Source organism: Pseudonocardia ammonioxydans (assembly GCF_900115005.1).
In the GTDB taxonomy this organism is placed as follows: Bacteria; Actinomycetota; Actinomycetes; order Mycobacteriales; family Pseudonocardiaceae; genus Pseudonocardia; species Pseudonocardia ammonioxydans.
Genome location: NZ_FOUY01000049.1, coordinates 24141 through 41649, shown reverse-complemented (window position 1 = coordinate 41649; position 17509 = coordinate 24141). Strand labels below are relative to the sequence as shown.

Below are 17509 nucleotides of genomic sequence, written 5' to 3'. Positions count from 1 at the left end.
AGCGTTCGTCCTGAGCCAGGATCAAACTCTCCAACAAAAACCCTGACAAAAACCGGCCACAACACGACGGGGTCGCATCACAGCCGAACAAACAATCTGGCACAAAAACGCCAAACCAAAATAGCTCGACACACTGTTGAGTTCTCAAAGGACACCCGCACCACCATCACCAGCCACCAGACCGGATCCAGAAGGCGGATCGCCTTGACCCCACCACTGTAACCACACCGGATATCTCCGACGCGACCGGGGGCCTGTTGTGGCCAGCGGGCCTGTTGACCGAACCTCAGTGGCTCGTTCTGTCCGGCTCTCTCGCTGACAAGGAATAAGTTACGGCACGGTGTTCGGCCGGGTCAAACCGGGGGGTCGCTCAGGCGAACATCAGGTGTCGTTGCTGGTCAGGTGCTGCGGCACGGACCGGCGCGGAGTTCTCGACCCCCTGTCTCATCGGTTTTCGGACGATCACCGATCCCTGTGACCCCGGGCACTCCGGCCTTCGCGGCGGCGGCACGGCATGGTCTGCTCGGAGGTCGGGCCATCGGCAGGACCCACGAGAACCGGCCATGATCAGCGGTTTTGCCGTCTCGACGGCAGCCCGATCGCCCGCACGAGTCGTCCGGCAGACCGGGCCTCAGGCGGTTCCGTCCGGGGTCGGTACGGCGGCGGCCAGTCGACCTCCCTGGCGTCCTCCGAGACGTCGGCGGCACCGGGCTCCGGCGTACCGGGTTCGGTCGGCGGCCCCACCACAGGTGTTCCGCAGGCCGCGGCCCGGTGCTCGGGGTCGGCGGCCCGGCTGGGTCCACGGATCGAGTGCAGCGATCGGTACGCCCGGTCCGGGAGGCCGCCCGCCGCGCCGGCCCGGGGTGCGCGCCACGGGCGTGGTGCTGTGCGTCCGTCGTGCTGTGTCCGTCGCGGGCGTGTCGGTGGTCCCGTCACCGCATCGAGGGGGTATCCACAGCGCTCCTGACGCGTTGATCCGACGAGTGCTCCTCGCCGGGTCCTGCAGCGCGTCGGGGGCGAATGCGCGTCGCGATCGGGCGAGGGGCACTCCCCATCGGTGCAGAGCCTGCTGGGTCAGGCGGGCGGCCGGGCGGCGTCGACGACGTCGCGGGCAGCCGACGTCGTCGCCGGGAGCAGCGCCCCCACGCCGTCGAGCACCTCGCTCCCGCCACCGAGTGCGTCCACCACCGTGGTGACCGGCGCGAGTGCCTCCGGCCCCACCAGTGCGGGGACGACCCAGGACACCAGCCACATCACCAGCAGTGCGGTCACGGCGCCCGTCACCGCGCCGACCAGCCGGTCCAGGAACGACAGCTTCGCCCGGGCGAGCACCCGGCTGACGAGCCCGCCCAGGAACCCGCCGACCATCGAGCCGAGCAGCAGCCCCGCGATGATGCCGAGCAGCCCCCACAACCAGGCGGAGTCCGGGGTGTCGCCCCATGCGGCGAGGTTCGACCCCCAGGCCGCACCGATTCCCGCCCCGACCACGAGGCCGAGCAGGCTCCCGGCGCGGGCGACCCCACCGAGGCGGCGGAACCCGCCCACGGCGGCGGCGAGCACGACGATGAGTACGAGTACGTCGAGCAGCGTCATGAGACCCCTTCCCCCAGCCCGTGATCCGTCTGTCGCCCTCGACGATCCCCGTCCCACCTGAGATGACGCTGAGCGGAGCTTGCGGAGCGAACATCGGCCCCGCGCGGAGCTCGCGCAGCGAACATCGGCCCCGCGCGGAACTCGCGCAGCGAATCTCGGCCCCGCGCGGAGCTCGCGCACATGAATTCGTCCTCAGCGGGTACGCCCGTGTCATGAGGACGCCGCACGAGCCCCACACCGAGGGCCGACCGGTTCCCACCGAGGAGAGCGACACACCGGTGGACGAGTCACCGGACGGCGACGGTGTCCACCTCGACGAACAGCCGATCGAGCCGGCGGACCCGGAGCCCGCGTCCGGCTGACCGGCGGCCTCCCGGCCGGCCCGTGATCGGCCGTTCCCCGCACGCAGAACGCGACGACGGAAGGACATCCGAGAACCATGGCGACCATCCGCTACACCGTGCCCGGCCTCGGCAACAGCGACGCCGGCCAGATCGTCGGGATGCTGCAGAACCGCCTGCACGCCCTCAACGACCTGCAGCTGACGCTCAAGCACGCGCACTGGAACGTGATCGGCCCGCACTTCATCGCGGTGCACGAGATGCTCGACCCGCAGGTGGACTCCGTCCGCGGGTTCGTCGACGACGTGGCCGAGCGCATCGCCACGCTCGGCGGCTCCCCGGACGGCACCCCGGGCTCGCTGGTGCGCGAGCGCACGTGGGACGACTACTCGATCGGCCGCGACGACGCGATCGCCCACCTGGGCGCGCTCGACCTCGTCTACTCCGGGGTCATAGCCGACCACCGCACCCAGATCGAGAAGCTCGAGACGCTAGACCCGGTCACCCAGGACATGCTGATCAGCCAGGCCGGCGAGCTGGAGCAGTTCCAGTGGTTCCTGCGGGCACACCTGGAGAACTCCGACGGGTCACTCGCCTCGCAGTCCAGCGGTACCGAGAAGGACGCCGCGCGAGCCGCGCGCTGACGGCACGACGGTCCTCGGGCCCGGTCCTGCAGCCGCGGGGCCGGGCCCGTCCGTGTTCGCAGGACGGATCGCGCGTACCGGGGAGAACGGGGCGGGCTACAGCTCTCCGCGGCGACGCGCCCACACGATGCATCCGCCGGGCACCACGACGAGCATGACCACGAACACCACGGTGCTCGCCACCATCGGCGGCAGCGAGGCGACCAGCAGCGCGAACAGCACGGCGGCCGCCATCACCGCGGCCACCACCGGCGGACGCAGCGGAGTGCCGGTGCGCCGCACGGGCGGGTGGTCGATGCCCTCGACGCCCTCGAGCCGGCGCGCGAGACCGGGGTCGTCGCGCAGGGTCGCCGCAGAGATCTCCGCCAGGGCGAGCAGCTCCCGCTCGTCGAGCGGGCGGCCGGGACGGTCCTCCAGCACGGCGTCCTCCTCCTCGCGGCGTCCTGCAGAGGATAGGCAATCCCGGTGTCCGCGGCACCCCCGGCGTCCGCGGTACCGGAGCGCTCCGCCGCTCCGTCCCCCGCCTGTCAGGCGGGCTCCGTCGCCCCCACCCAGAGCGCACGCGCCAGGCTCGGGCCCCACTCCTCCTCGGCCTCGCCGGGTGTCCGGTCGGCGCTGCCGAGGCGGCGCAGCCGCACCACGAACGGGCCGTCGAACGGCTTGCGGGTGAGCAGGTCGAGCCGGTCCCCCAGCCGCACGTCGTGGGCGTCGAGGTAGCGCAGCACCTCCGGGTCGGTGTCGTCGACCCGGACGAGGTCGCCGCCCTCGCCGTACTTGAGCTCGGGCAGCCGGCGGGCCCGGATCTCGGGCATGCTGCCGTCCCGGCCGGGGATCGGGTCGCCGTGCGGGTCGAAACGGGGGTGGCCGAGACGGGTGTCGATCCGGTCGAGCAGCCGGTCGGACACGGCGTGCTCGAGCTCCTCCGCCTCCTCGTGCACCTCGTCCCAGGCCAGGTCGAGCTCGGTGACCAGGAACATCTCTATCAACCGGTGCCGGCGCACGACGGCGAGCGCGGCGAGCCGCCCGGCCGGGGTGAGCGTCATCCCGGCGTAGCGGGCATGGTCGACCAGGCCCGCGTCGACGAGCTTGCGCACCATCCCGGACGCCGAGGGCGACGACACCCGGAGCCGCTCGGCCAGCGCGGAGACCCCCACAGCTCCCTCCCAGCGCTCCGCCAGCAGGAAGATCGTCTTCAGGTAGTTCTCCACGGACTCCGAGTGGCGTTCCGTGCTCATGAGTCCACCGTAGCCCGCCCGCGCCCCGGCCTGGGCCCACACGTCCGGGGGTCCGCGCGTCCATCGGGGCTCGCGCGTTTGGGATTATCGACGCATGAGCGACGGCCGGACCCCGGGCACCTCGCCCGAACACGACCCCGGCCCGCCGCGGGACCGCGCCGCACGTGGGTGGCGCGCCCGCTACGACGGCGCCCGCACCCGGTACCGGCTGTTCCGTGACGGGTTGCGGCACCGGCCGGGCGTCGACCGGTGCTGGCGCTGGGGCATCGGGGTGTTCGGCGGCCTCGTCGTGATCGTCGGGCTCGTCCTCGTCCCCTACCCCGGGCCCGGCTGGCTCATCGTGTTCACCGGGCTGGCCGTGCTGTCCTCGGAGTTCGAGACGGCGCAGCGGGTGCTGCAGTACGCCCGCCGGCACTACGACCGGTGGAACGCGTGGCAGCGGCGCCAGCACGTCGTGGTCCGCCTGCTGCTGCTCGCCGCGACCGGTGCGGTCGTGCTGGTCACTCTGTGGTTGCTCGACGTCCTGGGGCTGGTCGGCGACTGGCTGGGCTGGGACGCGCCGTGGCTGGACTCGCCGCTGGAACCGTTCGCCTGACTACCCGTCGACCCCATCCTACTCGCCGACCCCGTCCTACTCATCGACCCCGTCGACGAGCCGGGTCAGCACCCCGGTGTCGTACGGCGAGCCGAGCGCGGCGGCGAGGCACAGACCGTTGACGGCGGCGACCAGCAGCGGACGGCGATCGGGGGCCTGCGGGAGCAGCCGGACCGCCGCAGCGGCGAGCGCGGTGTCCCAGCGGTGCAGCTCCGCGCGCAGGTCGTCGCGCCGGGCCGCGTGCAGGAAGAGCTCGTACTCGGCGATCGCGGGCAACCGGTCCTGGCGGGCGCAGTCGGCCACCAGGTCGGCGAGGGCGTCCACCGTGCCGACCGCGTCCAGCCGGACGACGTACCGGTCGTTCACCGCGATGAGCGCGGCGACCAGCAGGTCGTCGACCGTGTCGAAGTAGTAGAGCACCGCGCTCGGCGGGACACCCGCCTCCGCGGCGACCGCCCGCTGGGTGACGGCGGCCGCGCCACCGCGCCCGACCAACCGCAGCGTCGCGTCGAGGAGTGCGCGCCGGCGTCGCTCGCCCTTGCGCAGCCGGCCGTCGACCGGTTCAGGCACGGGCCGGCGCCCCTCCCAGCTCCAGCGCCAGCACCCCACCGATGATCAAGAGGATCCCGCCGGCCTGTGTCCAGGTCAGCGACTCCCCCAGGAAGAACACCCCGACCAGCGCCACGATCGCCACCCCGGCCGCCGCCCACACGCCGTAGGCGATTCCGAGGTTCATCCCGCGGGTCAGCGCCTGGGACAGCGAGTAGAACGCGAGCGCGTACCCGGCCACCGTGATCAACGACGGGAGCACCCTGCTGAAGCCGTCCGAGGCCCGCAGCGAGACCGTCGCGGTCACCTCCGCGCCCACCGCGAGCGCGAGCCATCCCCACATGCCGTGTCCTCCTCGGTCGTCCCGGCTGTAGCGACGGTACGCCGATTCCTGAGCGAACGCTCCAGTTGTGAGCCACCACTCGGTCGACTGACACGCGTAACGGTTTTCATTCGCTATTGTGGCCGACCGTGACCACGCAGAGCCACCCTCCGCTCACTGCACCGGACTTCCCCGCACCCCGGCGGAACCACGACGGCCCGGAGACCAGAAGAACGGTCGACCGGTTGATCGCCCTCCGCCACCGGCTCGAGCGGACCGACCTCCGTCCGTGCGACGCCGTCGACGCCGCGTTCGGCGAGCTCGTCGGGCTCTGCTGCCATCCGCCTGCGGGCTGCACCGCACACGTCCTCGACCGGATCGCCCCGCACGCCGACGCGCTGCGCACGCTGGCCTCGACCGGGGAGGGTCACATGGAGGCGCACTGGGCGCGGCGGATCGCCGGCGACGCCGACCCGGACGCTGCACTGGAGCGGTTCCCCTACCTGGGCAACTACCACGACCTGGTCCGCCTGGAGACCGGTGCGCTCGCCGCACTGGGACTTCCCGGACCCCGCCGGGCGGTCGTGCTCGGCTCCGGGCCGCTGCCGCTGACCGGGCTGGTGCTCGCCGAGCGGTACGGCGCCGACGTGCTGCACGTCGACCGCGACCCCACCGCGATCGAGGCCGGGGACGCGGTGGCCGCCGCCGTCGGGATCCCGGCACGCAGCCTGGTCGCCGACCTCGACGGCCCGCTCCCGCCCGAGCTGGTCACCGAGCTGCGTGCCGCGGACCTGGTCCTGGTCGGTGCCCTGGTCGGGACCGACCGCGCCGCGAAGGACGCGATCACCGCCCGGCTGGCCGCCGCGGCACCGGACGCGGTCCTGCTGGTGCGCTCCGCCGCCGGGCTGCGGACCCTGCTCTACCCGGAGGTGACGCCCGCGGACCTGCCGCACCTCGACGTCCTGCTGGAGGTCCACCCGCGCACCGACGTCGTCAACTCGGTGCTGGTGGGGCGGCCCCGGCGGGAGGACCGCGTACCCGTTCGATGACCTGGACGAGGCACCGCCCACGGTGGTCCGATGGGACCGTGTCCGACACGTCCCCCGCCGGAGCCCCGGCCACCGGAGGAGATCCGGCGCCGTCCGCCGACGCCGTCGGGGACCCGGTGTGCTGGCTGGACCGGCTCTGCCCGGACTGCGGGGCGATGCCCTCGCCCGACGAGGACGGCGCGCCGCCGCAGACCTGCTGGCGCTGCGGCGCCGCCGTCCCGTCCTGACGCCACCCACGGTGCTTGCGGTCTCCTGACGATCCGCCGACCGGCGCCCGCCGGTTCGACGCGGCGCCCGGGATCGGGTGGAATCGACCCATCATGGCCGGACCCCAGAACACCCCGCCCGCACGCCGTTCCCGCCCCCGGGTGCTGCTGGTGGACGACGACGTCCGGATCGGCCAGGCACTGGGGCTGGCGCTCGACGACGAGGGGTTCGAGGTCGATGCCGTCCTCACCGGGGAGGAGGCGCTGGAGCGCGCCGGTGACCCGCGGATCGACCTGGTGCTGCTGGACCTGATGCTGCCCGGGATGGACGGGTTCACCGTCTGCCGCAGGCTCCGGGACGCCGGCGATCTCCCGATCATCATGGTGACCGCACGGTCGGACTCCGCCGACGTCATCACGGGGCTGGAGGCCGGCGCCGATGACTACGTCACCAAACCACTGGTCGCGGGCGAGCTCGCGGCCCGGATGCGGGCGCTGCTGCGCCGCCGTCGTCCCGCCCCGGCCGCACCCCGCCGGCTGGTGCTCGGCGACGTCGAGCTGCGCCCCGACGAGGGACTCGCCCTGCGGGCCGGCGACGTGGTGCACCTGACCCGCACCGAGTTCAGGCTGCTCGCCGAGCTGGCTGCGGCGCAGGGCCGGATCGTCACCCGCGACGAGCTGCTCGCGCGGGTGTGGGGCTACGAGTACCACGGCGACACCCGCCTGCTCGACGTCCACGTACGACGGTTGCGGCGCAAGATCGAGACGGACCCGGACCACCCGGCCCTCGTGCTGACCGTCCGCGGCGCCGGCTACAAGATCGACCCCGTGGCGGTGTCGCAGGAGGCGCCGCCCCCGGCGGAACCGGTGACCGGTCCCCGCGGGTGAGCCGGAGCGGGAAGGATGCAGTCCGTGCTGGACCGCATACCGCTGCGCCGGTTCCCGCTGCGTCACCGCGTCGCGGCCGCGTTCGCCCTGGTCAGCCTGGTCGTCACCGGGCTGTTCGCCACGGTCACCTGGAACGTGGCGGCGCTCTATCTGGTCGAGCAGCGCGTCGAGGGCGCGACCCGGCAGGCCGACGGCAACGTCGCGCTGGTCGAGCGGACGCTGGCCGCGAACCCGCGCGGTGAGGGCCTCGACGACCTGCTGACCGGCCTCGCCGGCACCCCGGGCATCACCGTGGCGCTGCACCGTGGCGGCGGCTGGACCACCAGCGGCCGCACCGTCGAGCTCGACGACCTGCCGAGCCCGCTGCTCGACCTGGCCCGCTCCGGCACCCCGGCCCGGCAGCGGGTCCTCGTCGAGGGCGTGCCGAGCCTGGTCATCGCCGTCCCGCTGGACGGCGGGGACATGTTCGTCGAGGTCCTGCCGCTACAGCTGCTGGACACGAACCTGCGGCTCCTCGGCTGGATCCTGACAGTCGGGGTGGCGGCCAGCACCGTGCTCGGGCTCGGCCTCGGGCACTGGGCCGGGATGCGGGCGCTGCTGCCGCTGACGGAGCTGGCCCGCGCGGCCGGCCGGGTCGCCGGCGGTGACCTCAGCGCCCGGCTCCCGGACAGCTCCGACGCCGAGCTCGCCCCGCTGGTCGCGACGTTCAACCGCAACACCGACGCGCTCGAGCAGCGGGTGCGGCGCGACGCCCGGTTCGCCGCCGACGTCAGCCACGAGCTGCGGTCGCCGCTCACCACCCTGATCAACGCGGTGGCGGTGCTGCGCAGGCGGCGCGGGGAGCTGCCACCGACCGCGCAGCAGGCGGTCGACCTGCTCGACGGCGACGTCCACCGGTTCCGCCGGATGGTCGAGGACCTGCTGGAGATCTCGCGCAGCGACACCCTGGAACGGGAACCGTGGGAGCTCGGGGCACTGGTCCGCGGCCTCGTCGCCACCCGCAGCGGTGCGCCCGTGCCCGAGGTCGACGCGCCGGAGCCGGTGACCGTCCCGGTCGACCGGCGGCGCCTCGACCAGGTGCTGGGCAATTTGCTCGACAACGCCGACGCGCACGGCGGCGGCGCGCTGCGGGTCGGGGTGTCGGCCCGCGCGGGCCGCGGCCGGATCGAGGTCGACGACGGCGGCCCCGGCGTCCCACCCGAGCAGCGGACCGCGGTGTTCGAACGGTTCGCCCGCGGGACGCTGGCCGGCAGGCGGGGTGACGGCGACGGCACGGGCCTGGGCCTGTCGCTGGTGTCCGCGCACGTCCGCCGGCACGACGGCGAGGTGTGGATCGAGGAACGGCCGGGCGGCGGGGCCCGCGTCGTGGTGGAACTGCCCGGGGAGGCCGGATGAGACGACGCATGCACAGGGCCGCACCGGCCGGGTCGACGTCATGCGGGCCGGTGGCGCTCGGGATCGTGTCGCTCGGCGCGGCGCTGGTGCTCGGTGGCTGCGGTGTGACGCTGCAGGACGAGCCCGAGCCGCTCGGGCCGACGACCGAGGCGCCGGCACCTGCACCGACGGTGAGCGTGCGGCCGGATGCTCCGTCCGCGCCGCCCTCGCCCGTCGCGGGGGACGACGGTTGAGCCGCCGGTAGTTCTGCGGAGTCGCGCGCCGTCCGCGCATCGGCACCATCGGCGGGCATGAGGATCGCCCGTGTCGCCGTCGTCCTGCTCCTGGTGCCGGCCTGCGGGGTCGCGCTCGGGGCGTGGTTCCTGCTCCGGACCCAGGTGTGGGAGGGCGAGATGCCCGCCGTCGTCGCGTCGACGCATCCGGACCGCATGTACGTCGACCTCGTCGGGCCGCCCCGCCCCGGCATGCTGCCCGGCTCCGGTGTCCTCCCACGGCACCTGCGCGTCGACCTGCTCCCCGGCGCCGAGCAGGGCGACCGGGTGACCTGCCTGGTCCGGCAGACCTACCAGATGAACACGAACCTCGACACCGGCGCACGGACCACGGTGCTGTCCTGCCGGTGACCTCACCGGCGCGGGACAGCCCGTGTCGACCGATGACTTCTCCGCACCGCGCCGGTCCCGACCGGCACAGGCGACGGGGCCCCGTCGCGCCGTCCACCCGAGGAGGCGACCGTGGTCGCGAACCGGACCCCCGCCGACGAGTACCGCGAGATCGCCGGCCGCTTCACCGCCGTCGTCGACGGAGTCCCCGACCGGGCGACGTGGCACCGCCGGTCGCCGGTTCCCGAGTGGACGGCACGCGACGTCGTGGGCCATCTCGTCACCTGGTTCCCCGGGTTCCTCGAGTCGGGGGCGGGCATCGCCCTGGCATCCGGCCCCGGCGTCGAGGAGGACCCGGCCGCCGCCTGGCGCACGCTCGACGACCGCGTCCGGGCGCTGCTCGACGCCCCCGCCGCGGCCGGGGTGACGCTCGACAACCCGCACATCGGCACGATGCCGCTGCCGGTGGCGATCGACCGCTTCTTCACCACCGATGTCTTCATGCACACCTGGGACCTCGCCCGGGCGACCGGGCAGGACGAGACCCTCGACCCGCAGCGGTGCGCGTCCCTGCTCGAGCAGCTCGAACCGCTCGACGAGCTGTTGCGCTCCAGCGGGCAGTTCGGGCCCCGGGTCGAGGTGCCCGACGACGCCGACGCGCAGACCCGGATGCTCGCGTTCATCGGCCGCGACCCGTACTGAACCGGCCGGGCCGCTCCCGGACGCTCCGGGCAGGTGTCGACCCCGTCTCACGGGGTACCGCTCGTGCAGGGTCTCGCCCGGGCGCGCACGGGCGGGACTTCAGGCTCGGCCGCTTCAAACCGTGAGGCGGTCGTGCCGCCCTGTCCACATCCGGGACTCGTCCCCGCCGTCGGCCGCTACGGTCCTCCCGACGGATCGGCGTCGTCGACGGGGGGAACACATGAGCGAGGTGCAGCAGGTCGTCGCGCGGGCACTGCACGACACCCGGGACGGGGGCACCGCGGTGCTCGGCGCCGACAGCGGTGCCCACGGCATCGTGCAGTGGATCTCCTTCGGCGCGGACGGCTACGTGATCGAGGTCCCGGACCCTGCGCTGCACCGGCCCGGACGGTTGCGCCGCCTGCTGGGCCGGTCCGCCCCGGCCGCCCCGGGCCTCGGCGACGAGCAGGTCCGTGCCCTGGAACATCTCGGCTTCGCCCCGGGCGAGCACGGCTACGAGCTCCACGTCGGACCGGCCGAACTCGGGCACGACCAGCTGGTGCACGTGATCACGCAGGCGCTCGGCGCGGTCGGGCTGGACGGCGGCCCGGTCTCGTCCGAGGTCTTCTGACCGGCGGCCGGACCGCCGTCGGTCGTGGAGACATCCCGCGTGGTCAGCCCGGGCCGTTCGGGTGGGCGAGATCGTAGGCACGGGAGATCTTCCGGGGGACGACCATGCGCCAGGCGTCGACGACGAGCTCGCGGGCCTCGGCCGGGTCCAGGGCCGCGAGGTCGGACCGGACCCAGTTGAATCGCATCTCCGACGGCGACGGCATCCGGAACTTGTGCGGCTCGCTCGCGACGAGCGCAGCCCGCTCCTCCTTGGGGAACGCGAAGCCCATCTCGCACTCGTCGAGGGAGAACGCCGCGTAGACGATCTGCGTGACACGGAACCGCAACCGGCCGCGCACGTACGCCTCGTACGACCGCTCCAGCCCGGACCCCAGCGGTCGGACGTCCTCGATCACCGCCATGACCGGCACCCCTCGGTTCCACCCATCGCACTCCACTCCTCCGCTCGCCTACCGACGGTGGACCGTGGCGACGGGCGGAAGTCAGCGCTGGGGCGGGCGGCGCAGCTGCTCGGTCAGCGAGCCCTCGGTACCGAAGAGGATCTCCCGCCACCGCTGTTCCAGCTCCCGGGTGTCGTGCTTGTCGGGGTGGAAGCGCGGGTGGTTGAACACCGGCATCCGGGTCAGGACCCGGCGCATGAACTGGCCGCGTCCGAACATCAGGCGCCAGCCCTCGCGCAGGTCCGCTGGGCGTCGCCAGACCCCTTGCTGGACGAGCAGGTAACCCCACCCGTACAGCGCGGCGACCCCGACCGTGGCCAGCACCAGCGGGACCGCCAGGCGGCGCTCCCGCTCGCTCGTACCGATCACCTCGTAGACGTCGTAGGTGACCGACTTGTGCTCGAGCTCCTCGAGCGCGTGCCAGAGCCAGAGCTCGGTGATGTCGGCGTCCACCCGCTCGCGGAACTCGTCGGTGCTCAGGATGTCCTCGGCCAGCACGGCGGTGAAGTGCTCCATCAACGCGGTGCACGCGAGCTGCAGGCGCGGCGAGGTCCGGTGCAGCACCGTCAGCGCGGCCGCGACCGCCTTCTCCGGCACCTCGACCGGGAACCCGCGCTCCTGGAAGACGCCGTTGAGCCGGTCGTGTTCCCGGCTGTGGATCACTTCCTGGGCGGTGAACCCGGCGACCCGCGCGCGGAGATCCTCGTCGCCCTGCACCCGGTCGCGGAAGTGGACGACCGAGCGGACGAAGAAGTCCTCACCGGGCGGGAAGATCGCCGAGAGCATGGCCAGGAACAGGGTCGCGGTCGCGTTGTCCGCGTAGGCCCACGGGGCCAGCTTCTCAGGGAGCCGGAAGTCCAGCTGGCGGGGCGGGATCCCCACGTCGGCGCCCTGCAGGCGGCGGGGTCGGGGAGCGGAGGTCGTCACCGGAGAGCCCTCTCGGTCGGCGTCGCGTCGGGTGGGACACGGCAGCGCACGGAGCGAACACACTGTACCCCGTACATGTCGTACCCCTTAGTTCGGCAGCATGGGCGGGCCCGGCCGCGGTGTCAACCGGAGGGGATGATGGACGGGTGACGAGGACGGGACGGGGCGCGCCCACCGACGGGCGGGCCCGGCGGTGGGCCGGGCAGCGGGCGGGCCGGCGCGCCGAACTGGTCGCCGCCGCCGTGACCGCCATCGCCGAGCACGGGCCCGAGGCCACCACCGAGCAGATCGCCGCGGCGGCCGGGCTCCCGCGTCCGGCGCTGTACCGGCACTTCGACGGTCTCGACGACCTGCAGGGCGCACTCGCCGAGCACGCCCTGGCGCTGTACGTGGAGGCGCTGGTTCCGGTGTGGAGCCCGCGGGGGACCCCGCGGGAGATGCTCGCCGCCGCGGTCACCGCGCACGTGCGCTGGGTGGCTGCGCACACCGACCTGTACCGCTACATCCTGCGCGCCGCGCGGGTGACGACCGCGGTGACCGACGTACGGCAGGAGATCGCCGACCGGATGACCGCGCTGCTCAGCGTGGAGATCCCGGGTGGCGGGCTCCCCCACGCGGTCGCCGAGCCGCTGGCCGCGGGCGCTGTCGGGCTGGTCGACGCGGCGACCGGACGCTGGCTCGACAGTCCCGACCCGCTGCCGCTCGAGGAGCTCGCGGGCGAGCTCGCCGACTGGGTCTGGGCGGCCCTGGACACGGCGTTCCGCGCCCGGTCGATCGTGATCGACCCCGACCGGCCGCTGGTGGAGACGGACCGGTAGCCGGTTACCGGACGAGGTCGGCGAAGTCCTCGCCCGACCGGAGCCCGGCGACGAGCTGCGTCGTGGCCGCCCGCGGCGACTCGTGACCGGCGAGCCACCGCGACACCTCGCACGCGGCCTCGGCGTAGACGTCCACGTCCGCGTCCGCGGCCTCCAGCCACTCGTCCAGCGAGGCCGGCAGCGGGCCGTCGGGCCGGACCAGGCAGCGGTCGGCCGAGCCGGGGGCAGCGATGTAGCGCCGGTCGTCCCCGGCGACGACGGCGAGCCCCTCGTCGAACCACTGCGGGACCTCGGACCGGGCGCCTCCGAGACGGGTGTGCAGCTCCACGTGCGACATCTCGTGCGCCAGGATCCCCGCGTCGATCCCGCGCGGCGAGAGCATCACGGCGCGGTTGAGTACGGCGACGCCGCGCTCACCTCCGCCGCCGATCCGCTCGTAACAGGCGTCGTCGAAGCACGCGACGACGGTCGGGGAACTCTGCTGATCCCCGTAGAAGTCGGCGACGCGCTGACGTGCCTGCGCCACCAGGTCCGTCAGGTCCCGGACCTGCTCCGGGCCGGCAGCCGCCGTCGTGTGGATGCCGGGAGCAACCTCGCTCATCCCGAAGCACCGCGGGCAGGTCGTCGCGGCGACCGGTGGGAAGGCCGCGACAACGACGACGACCAGTGCGGCGGCCACGCCGAGCAGGACCACCACCAGCCACAACAGGACTCGATCGGGCCGACGGCGTCGTCCACGCGGGCGCGCCTCGGTTGCGCGGGGATCGGGCTGCACCGTCCGTGCCTACCAGGCGGATCAGCCCGATGAACGGCGGTGCCGGGCCCGGGTCAGGTCTGCTCGCAGAACCTCAGGGAGTTCCCGAACGGATCGATCACCGAGAGCGTCGGGCCGCCCGGGGCGTCGACCTCCACGCCGGGGCGCAGCGCGGGATACTTCTTCTGTTCGAGTTCCTTGTGGAGCGCCATCACGTCGGCGACCGGGACCCATACCGAACTCCCCGGTGTCCCGTCGCCGTGGTGCTCCGACAGGTCGAGGCAGGCCTCCCCACGGGAGATGCGAGCGTAGAGCGGCATGTCCGGCTCGAAGCGGTGCTCCCACTCCACGCCGAACCCGAGGTAGTCGAGGTAGAAGGACTGGGCGTCCTCGAACCGCTGAACGCGCAGGACGGGCACCGGCGCACCGAGGCCGGCTGCGTCCGCACCGCTACGGCCGAGCACGGCGGCGGCCGTGTTCCAGTCCCGGTAGCCGAGCTGATGGGCGACCAGCTCCAGGGCTCTGCTGTGGCTGATCGTGATCTGCTGGTCGGCGAGATCCGCGCGCAGTGTGCCTGCTGCGATCTTGGCGTCGTCGGTCGTGAAATCCATCGTCGGCCCGTGTCCCGGTGTCGCTTGCCCAGTGCCCGCGTTACTGGACGAACACCGTGTGGAGGCAGACGGTGACGACCGTGATCGGCGTGTTCACCGTGCCGTAGGGCTGCGGGCGGCAGGCCACGCCGGGCCTGTTGGCGACAGTAGCGCTCGACGGACGACGTCGGCCAGTCCAGCCGGTCGGCGTCGTCCGATCAGCGTCGTCCGGGCACGGGCCGGGTAGCCGGTGGCCTTCGTCCTACGAGGACACTTTCCAACGCAGGATGTGCCGAGCCTCGCTGGAATCGGTGCTGTGCCAGAGCTGGAGAGGCTTTCGTGTCTCACTCGATACGACCACCGTTGAGGTCGGACTCTTCGCGCTCACGCGTCCAGCGGCGCTTCTCGGTGTCCCAGGTGCCGCTGCTGATCCGCCCGTCGAGCACCGGCTCCAGCAGTTGAACGGCCACAGTGTGAGCGGCCGCGAGATCGGTGGGCAGGCCGACCGCGGCAGCGAGCTCCCGGAACGGCGGACTCCACTCGGCCGGTGGCGCGGGCACGGCCTGCGGAAGCGGGTGTGTGCCGCGCGTGGCGAAGGTCCTCTCGATGGCGTCGCGGAGGGCGGCGGCGTCGAGGGACTCGAGGTCGGCGATCAGCACGATGTCGACGAGATCCTTGGTTCGACTGCTGTGACGGTCACCTTCGTAGGTACGGGTATAGGCGTGCAGCTTCTCGGCGATCTGGCGCTCCAGGCGAATCGCCGGCACCTGGACCGGTGCCACGTCGGCGAAGCCGAGCAGGTCCGCCGTCGTGAGGGTGTCGTAGGCGATGATCGGTTCCGCCCGGACAGCAATGTCGAGGGGGAATGTCTCGAACTCTCGCCCGGCCAGCGACACCGAAACCAGGAACCGCTGGCTGCCCTCCAGCCGATCAGCGGGATGTGCCCTGCGCTCGACCGAAAAAATGAAGTAGTCGCCCATGTCATGCTCGGCGGCGTCGAACAGCGTGTCGAGCAGTTCCTCGTCGACCTCACGCCAGTCGAGGTCGACGTCCTTGGTGGTGCGGGCGCCGCTCCGCAGGCGCAGGTCGAGTGCGTAGCCACCCTTGAGCAGCCACCGATCCGGCGCGGTCGCGGCCAACCGCGCGAGCAGCCGGTCGAACGCGACGTGCTTGCGGTTGCGCACCAGCCGGGCGCCATCACCGGCCGCGCCGTGCTTGAGCCGCTGCTCGAGTGCCCGCCGAAACGAGACCGCGTCGGCATACCTCATCGGGTGGCCCCAGCCAGTACGTCATCGAGGAACCGGCGCACTCGCTCCGACCGCTGAGCCGTCGCCTGCCTCAACCGCCGCGGGGTGAGCAGACCTCGCTGCAGCGACTGACGCACGGCGAGCTCGATCTGCTCGGGCTGGGTACCCGCCTGCAGCGCGTCGACGATGCTGCGCGCCGGTGTCGTGGTCGGCAGCCCCCGCACCTGCTGGATCTCGGACGGCGCGGGCGGACTCTCCGCGGTGTGCAGCCGCACACCATGGCGGGCTCGTTGCCCTCGCTTCGCCCGCGGCAGCGATAGATGTACCGCGGCGGGGATCACGTCGGACAGTCCGTGCAGCTCGAGCGCGCTCTCGTGCGAGACGACCGCTCCCGCCTGCCGCAGCGGGAGCCAGGCCGCCATCACGTGTTCGTGCTCGCTGGTCGGAAAGTGCCGCAGCCGGTACAGACCGCGGCGCACCCGCACGTACCGCCCACCCTCCCGGGCGTGGTGAGCCAGCGTGCTGCGATCCATCCCCACCGCCAACGCCTGCGCCGTACTGAAGTACCCCGCCTGTGACTCGGCGACGAGGTAGAGACGCTCGTGGTCGATCGCGTCCGACACAAGTGGCATCGTATCCCACGAACGTCGGACGCAAGCTCGATAGATCGCCCCGTGGAGTCACCCGTGGTGCGAGATCCTGATAACCAGAGTGGAACCAGTTGAAGATCACGGCTCTGCCCGCGACATTTCCGCCGATCAATGGTGGGCCCCGTGGGAATCGAACCCACAACCCGCGGATCTTGGCGCCGTGTAGACGGCTGGGCTTCGAAACCCGGGGTGACCTGGGGATTTCCACCCGCGGACTGCTGGTCTTTCGGGGTCGATTACGGCCCTTGTCACGTCGTTTCGTGCCCCAAAAGCGTCCCACGCGGGGGCTTCTCCCCCACGCGCCCGGCCTGCTGGTGATCTCCTCGCGGCGCGGGTTCATCCCTGCCAGGCCGAGGGGTGGGGTGCAAGGTACGGGTTCCAGCCTTGCGCCCCGCCCCTCGGTCTGGCTGCCGTTTCGGCGCGCCGCGAGGAGGTCACCAGCCCCGCCGCACTCTCCTGCTCTCCGAGCGGTGTCGGGTTCGGGCGGAGCCCGGCCGCCGGAGGCATCTGTAGTCGCTCGTGGAGGACCAAGTCCGGCTCATGGGGAGGCCGGACCCACAAGCTCGACGAGTTGAGCGACGGTGAGCCACGGGCGGTACCGGTGGATCATCCGGTGGCAGTTCGAGCAGAGCAGGGCAAGATCACGTAAGGCTGTTTGCCGGGGTCCAGTCACGCTGAGCGGCTCGCGGTGGTGGCACTCGATGAAATCACGGCCGCGTTCGCCGTACAGAGCCTCGAAGTCGAAGCTGCAGACCTCACAACGTACGACGCCCACTTCGTGCCGTACCTGTGCGATCTTCCGGCGTCGGACTTCTGGGTCTCGCTCGCGGGCGAGGTGCCGGCGCTCGAAGGGACGCCCTTCGGCATAGGTCGTGTCGTCATCTAGATCAGGCAGCATGGGGTTGTCCTGCGCCAGTGACCCGGCCGCACGAATGGCTCGAGCTAGCTCCACCATCTGGTCTGGGTCACCGAGGAACGCTGCGACGACGTCGGCGGTTAGCCTGCCGCCCTTGGTCGGCCGCCCCGGGTACTCGGGATGCAAGGTCGCGATGTCGTGCGTCTTACGCCCGACGCCTTGTGGATTGCGGAAGGTCGGGTCCTGCGCGGCCCGTTGAGGGGACATCCGGCGCAACAGCCCTGACAGCCGCGTGACGCGGTCATCGGTTCGACGGTCGAGCGCGTGCCAGCTGTTGGCAACGACCAGGTCGCAGGCGAGCACGATCTCCTCGTAGCCCCACGGCGTTCGGACGTTCGCGGGCGCAGGCTGCTCTGACACGTCGCGAGGATAGGACGCCCCTCCGACAGTGGGCCGGCGTCCGGCCCGCCCGGCCGCGCCGGGCCGGAGGTGGA

25 protein-coding genes are annotated in these 17509 nt (G+C 72.6%); 13 read left to right on the top strand and 12 right to left on the bottom strand.

The annotated features are described in order from the left end of the window. Nucleotides 1–222 (top strand): hypothetical protein (locus BM093_RS36820; protein ID WP_218162983.1); only part of this gene is annotated, 222 nt, incomplete at its 5' end. Nucleotides 223–1074: 852 nt separating this feature from the next. On the opposite strand, the gene BM093_RS29525 is transcribed toward BM093_RS36820, so the two are convergent. Next, nucleotides 1075–1593 carry a CvpA family protein gene (locus tag BM093_RS29525; RefSeq protein ID WP_093354149.1) on the bottom strand — a complete coding sequence of 173 codons (519 nt, stop codon included), beginning with the start codon at nt 1591–1593 and terminating at the stop codon, nt 1075–1077. Nucleotides 1594–1805: 212 nt separating this feature from the next. Here BM093_RS29525 and BM093_RS36285 point away from each other — a divergent pair, with 212 nt between their 5' ends. Together BM093_RS36285 and BM093_RS29520 are read left to right on the top strand one after the other, a co-directional pair. Then, nucleotides 1806–1955, top strand: a complete 150-nt coding sequence (locus tag BM093_RS36285; protein WP_177238777.1) for a hypothetical protein — start codon at nt 1806–1808, stop codon at nt 1953–1955. A 77-nt stretch (nt 1956–2032) separates the two neighbouring features. After that, nucleotides 2033–2578, top strand: coding sequence for a Dps family protein (locus BM093_RS29520; RefSeq protein WP_093354144.1), 546 nt, complete (start codon nt 2033–2035; stop codon nt 2576–2578). A gap of 96 nt (nt 2579–2674) precedes the next feature. On the opposite strand, the gene BM093_RS29515 is transcribed toward BM093_RS29520, so the two are convergent. Beyond that, nucleotides 2675–2998 (bottom strand): DUF3040 domain-containing protein, encoded by a 324-nt coding sequence (locus tag BM093_RS29515; protein WP_093354139.1) that lies wholly within the window; start codon nt 2996–2998, stop codon nt 2675–2677. Between the two features lie 107 nt (nt 2999–3105). Next, on the bottom strand, nt 3106–3813 hold the full coding sequence (locus BM093_RS29510) for a metal-dependent transcriptional regulator (protein WP_245773876.1): 708 nt from the start codon (nt 3811–3813) through the stop codon (nt 3106–3108). Between the two features lie 94 nt (nt 3814–3907). On the opposite strand from BM093_RS29510, the gene BM093_RS29505 reads away from it, so the two are divergent. Further along, nucleotides 3908–4408, top strand: a complete 501-nt coding sequence (locus BM093_RS29505) for a TIGR02611 family protein (RefSeq protein WP_093354135.1) — start codon at nt 3908–3910, stop codon at nt 4406–4408. Between the two features lie 36 nt (nt 4409–4444). Here BM093_RS29505 and BM093_RS29500 read toward each other — a convergent pair whose 3' ends face one another. Together BM093_RS29500 and BM093_RS29495 are read right to left on the bottom strand one after the other, a co-directional pair. Next, complete coding sequence (locus BM093_RS29500) at nt 4445–4978, bottom strand: TetR/AcrR family transcriptional regulator (protein WP_093354130.1); 534 nt, start codon at nt 4976–4978, stop codon at nt 4445–4447. Beyond that, on the bottom strand, nt 4971–5300 hold the full coding sequence (locus BM093_RS29495; RefSeq protein ID WP_093354120.1) for a DMT family transporter: 330 nt from the start codon (nt 5298–5300) through the stop codon (nt 4971–4973). The genes BM093_RS29500 and BM093_RS29495 overlap by 8 nt, the downstream gene beginning before the upstream one ends. 128 nt (nt 5301–5428) lie before the next feature. On the opposite strand from BM093_RS29495, the gene BM093_RS29490 reads away from it, so the two are divergent. The 8 genes from BM093_RS29490 (at nt 5429) to BM093_RS29455 (ending at nt 10731) form a co-directional block, all read left to right on the top strand. Beyond that, nucleotides 5429–6328 carry a nicotianamine synthase family protein gene (locus BM093_RS29490; RefSeq protein ID WP_177238776.1) on the top strand — a complete coding sequence of 300 codons (900 nt, stop codon included), beginning with the start codon at nt 5429–5431 and terminating at the stop codon, nt 6326–6328. A gap of 38 nt (nt 6329–6366) precedes the next feature. Beyond that, the gene (locus tag BM093_RS29485) at nt 6367–6555 is read left to right on the top strand and encodes a hypothetical protein (RefSeq protein WP_093354110.1); all 189 of its coding nucleotides are present in this window, start codon (nt 6367–6369) and stop codon (nt 6553–6555) included. 93 nt (nt 6556–6648) lie between these two features. Then, nucleotides 6649–7422, top strand: coding sequence for a response regulator transcription factor (locus BM093_RS29480; RefSeq protein ID WP_093354106.1), 774 nt, complete (start codon nt 6649–6651; stop codon nt 7420–7422). Nucleotides 7423–7437: 15 nt separating this feature from the next. Further along, complete coding sequence (locus BM093_RS29475) at nt 7438–8817, top strand: sensor histidine kinase (protein WP_093354101.1); 1380 nt, start codon at nt 7438–7440, stop codon at nt 8815–8817. Nucleotides 8818–8825: 8 nt separating this feature from the next. Further along, nucleotides 8826–9050 (top strand): hypothetical protein, encoded by a 225-nt coding sequence (locus BM093_RS29470; protein WP_143105585.1) that lies wholly within the window; start codon nt 8826–8828, stop codon nt 9048–9050. Nucleotides 9051–9107: 57 nt separating this feature from the next. After that, the gene (locus tag BM093_RS29465) at nt 9108–9440 is read left to right on the top strand and encodes a hypothetical protein (protein WP_093354091.1); all 333 of its coding nucleotides are present in this window, start codon (nt 9108–9110) and stop codon (nt 9438–9440) included. 111 nt (nt 9441–9551) lie between these two features. Further along, nucleotides 9552–10121 (top strand): TIGR03086 family metal-binding protein, encoded by a 570-nt coding sequence (locus BM093_RS29460; RefSeq protein ID WP_093354086.1) that lies wholly within the window; start codon nt 9552–9554, stop codon nt 10119–10121. Nucleotides 10122–10341: 220 nt separating this feature from the next. Further along, nucleotides 10342–10731: a hypothetical protein gene (locus BM093_RS29455; RefSeq protein ID WP_093354081.1), complete on the top strand. Its 390-nt coding sequence runs from the start codon at nt 10342–10344 to the stop codon at nt 10729–10731. Between the two features lie 43 nt (nt 10732–10774). Here the strand turns inward: BM093_RS29455 and BM093_RS29450 are convergent, their stop codons facing one another. Both BM093_RS29450 and BM093_RS29445 read right to left on the bottom strand, forming a co-directional pair. Next, the gene (locus BM093_RS29450) at nt 10775–11134 is read right to left on the bottom strand and encodes an MmcQ/YjbR family DNA-binding protein (RefSeq protein WP_093354174.1); all 360 of its coding nucleotides are present in this window, start codon (nt 11132–11134) and stop codon (nt 10775–10777) included. An 81-nt stretch (nt 11135–11215) separates the two neighbouring features. Continuing rightward, the gene (locus BM093_RS29445) at nt 11216–12100 is read right to left on the bottom strand and encodes a metal-dependent hydrolase (protein ID WP_093354076.1); all 885 of its coding nucleotides are present in this window, start codon (nt 12098–12100) and stop codon (nt 11216–11218) included. Nucleotides 12101–12246: 146 nt separating this feature from the next. Between BM093_RS29445 and BM093_RS29440 the strand changes: the two genes are divergently transcribed. Beyond that, entirely contained in the window at nt 12247–12918 is a 672-nt protein-coding gene (locus BM093_RS29440) for a TetR/AcrR family transcriptional regulator (RefSeq protein ID WP_177238775.1), read from the top strand. Nucleotides 12919–12922: 4 nt separating this feature from the next. Here the strand turns inward: BM093_RS29440 and BM093_RS29435 are convergent, their stop codons facing one another. The 5 genes from BM093_RS29435 to BM093_RS29415 form a co-directional block, all read right to left on the bottom strand. Further along, nucleotides 12923–13615 (bottom strand): hypothetical protein, encoded by a 693-nt coding sequence (locus BM093_RS29435; protein ID WP_093354068.1) that lies wholly within the window; start codon nt 13613–13615, stop codon nt 12923–12925. A gap of 131 nt (nt 13616–13746) precedes the next feature. Beyond that, nucleotides 13747–14283 (bottom strand): glyoxalase superfamily protein, encoded by a 537-nt coding sequence (locus BM093_RS29430; protein ID WP_093354063.1) that lies wholly within the window; start codon nt 14281–14283, stop codon nt 13747–13749. Nucleotides 14284–14606: 323 nt separating this feature from the next. Beyond that, nucleotides 14607–15446 (bottom strand): nucleotidyl transferase AbiEii/AbiGii toxin family protein, encoded by an 840-nt coding sequence (locus BM093_RS29425; protein WP_177238774.1) that lies wholly within the window; start codon nt 15444–15446, stop codon nt 14607–14609. Nucleotides 15447–15526: 80 nt separating this feature from the next. Then, nucleotides 15527–16132 (bottom strand): type IV toxin-antitoxin system AbiEi family antitoxin domain-containing protein, encoded by a 606-nt coding sequence (locus BM093_RS29420; protein WP_177238773.1) that lies wholly within the window; start codon nt 16130–16132, stop codon nt 15527–15529. A gap of 565 nt (nt 16133–16697) precedes the next feature. Continuing rightward, entirely contained in the window at nt 16698–17435 is a 738-nt protein-coding gene (locus BM093_RS29415) for an HNH endonuclease (RefSeq protein WP_093354049.1), read from the bottom strand. Between the last annotated feature and the right edge of the window lie 74 nt (nt 17436–17509).

Coding starts and splice junctions, on each gene's coding strand:
- BM093_RS29470 (WP_143105585.1), top strand. CDS start 8,826: ATGCACAGGGCCGCACCGGCCGGGTCGACGTCATGCGGGCCGGTGGCG.
- BM093_RS29495 (WP_093354120.1), bottom strand. CDS start 5,300: ATGTGGGGATGGCTCGCGCTCGCGGTGGGCGCGGAGGTGACCGCGACG.
- BM093_RS29430 (WP_093354063.1), bottom strand. CDS start 14,283: ATGGATTTCACGACCGACGACGCCAAGATCGCAGCAGGCACACTGCGC.
- BM093_RS29480 (WP_093354106.1), top strand. CDS start 6,649: ATGGCCGGACCCCAGAACACCCCGCCCGCACGCCGTTCCCGCCCCCGG.
- BM093_RS36285 (WP_177238777.1), top strand. CDS start 1,806: ATGAGGACGCCGCACGAGCCCCACACCGAGGGCCGACCGGTTCCCACC.
- BM093_RS29525 (WP_093354149.1), bottom strand. CDS start 1,593: ATGACGCTGCTCGACGTACTCGTACTCATCGTCGTGCTCGCCGCCGCC.
- BM093_RS29475 (WP_093354101.1), top strand. CDS start 7,438: ATGCAGTCCGTGCTGGACCGCATACCGCTGCGCCGGTTCCCGCTGCGT.
- BM093_RS29450 (WP_093354174.1), bottom strand. CDS start 11,134: ATGGCGGTGATCGAGGACGTCCGACCGCTGGGGTCCGGGCTGGAGCGG.
- BM093_RS29505 (WP_093354135.1), top strand. CDS start 3,908: ATGAGCGACGGCCGGACCCCGGGCACCTCGCCCGAACACGACCCCGGC.
- BM093_RS29465 (WP_093354091.1), top strand. CDS start 9,108: ATGAGGATCGCCCGTGTCGCCGTCGTCCTGCTCCTGGTGCCGGCCTGC.
- BM093_RS29455 (WP_093354081.1), top strand. CDS start 10,342: ATGAGCGAGGTGCAGCAGGTCGTCGCGCGGGCACTGCACGACACCCGG.
- BM093_RS29520 (WP_093354144.1), top strand. CDS start 2,033: ATGGCGACCATCCGCTACACCGTGCCCGGCCTCGGCAACAGCGACGCC.
- BM093_RS29510 (WP_245773876.1), bottom strand. CDS start 3,813: ATGAGCACGGAACGCCACTCGGAGTCCGTGGAGAACTACCTGAAGACG.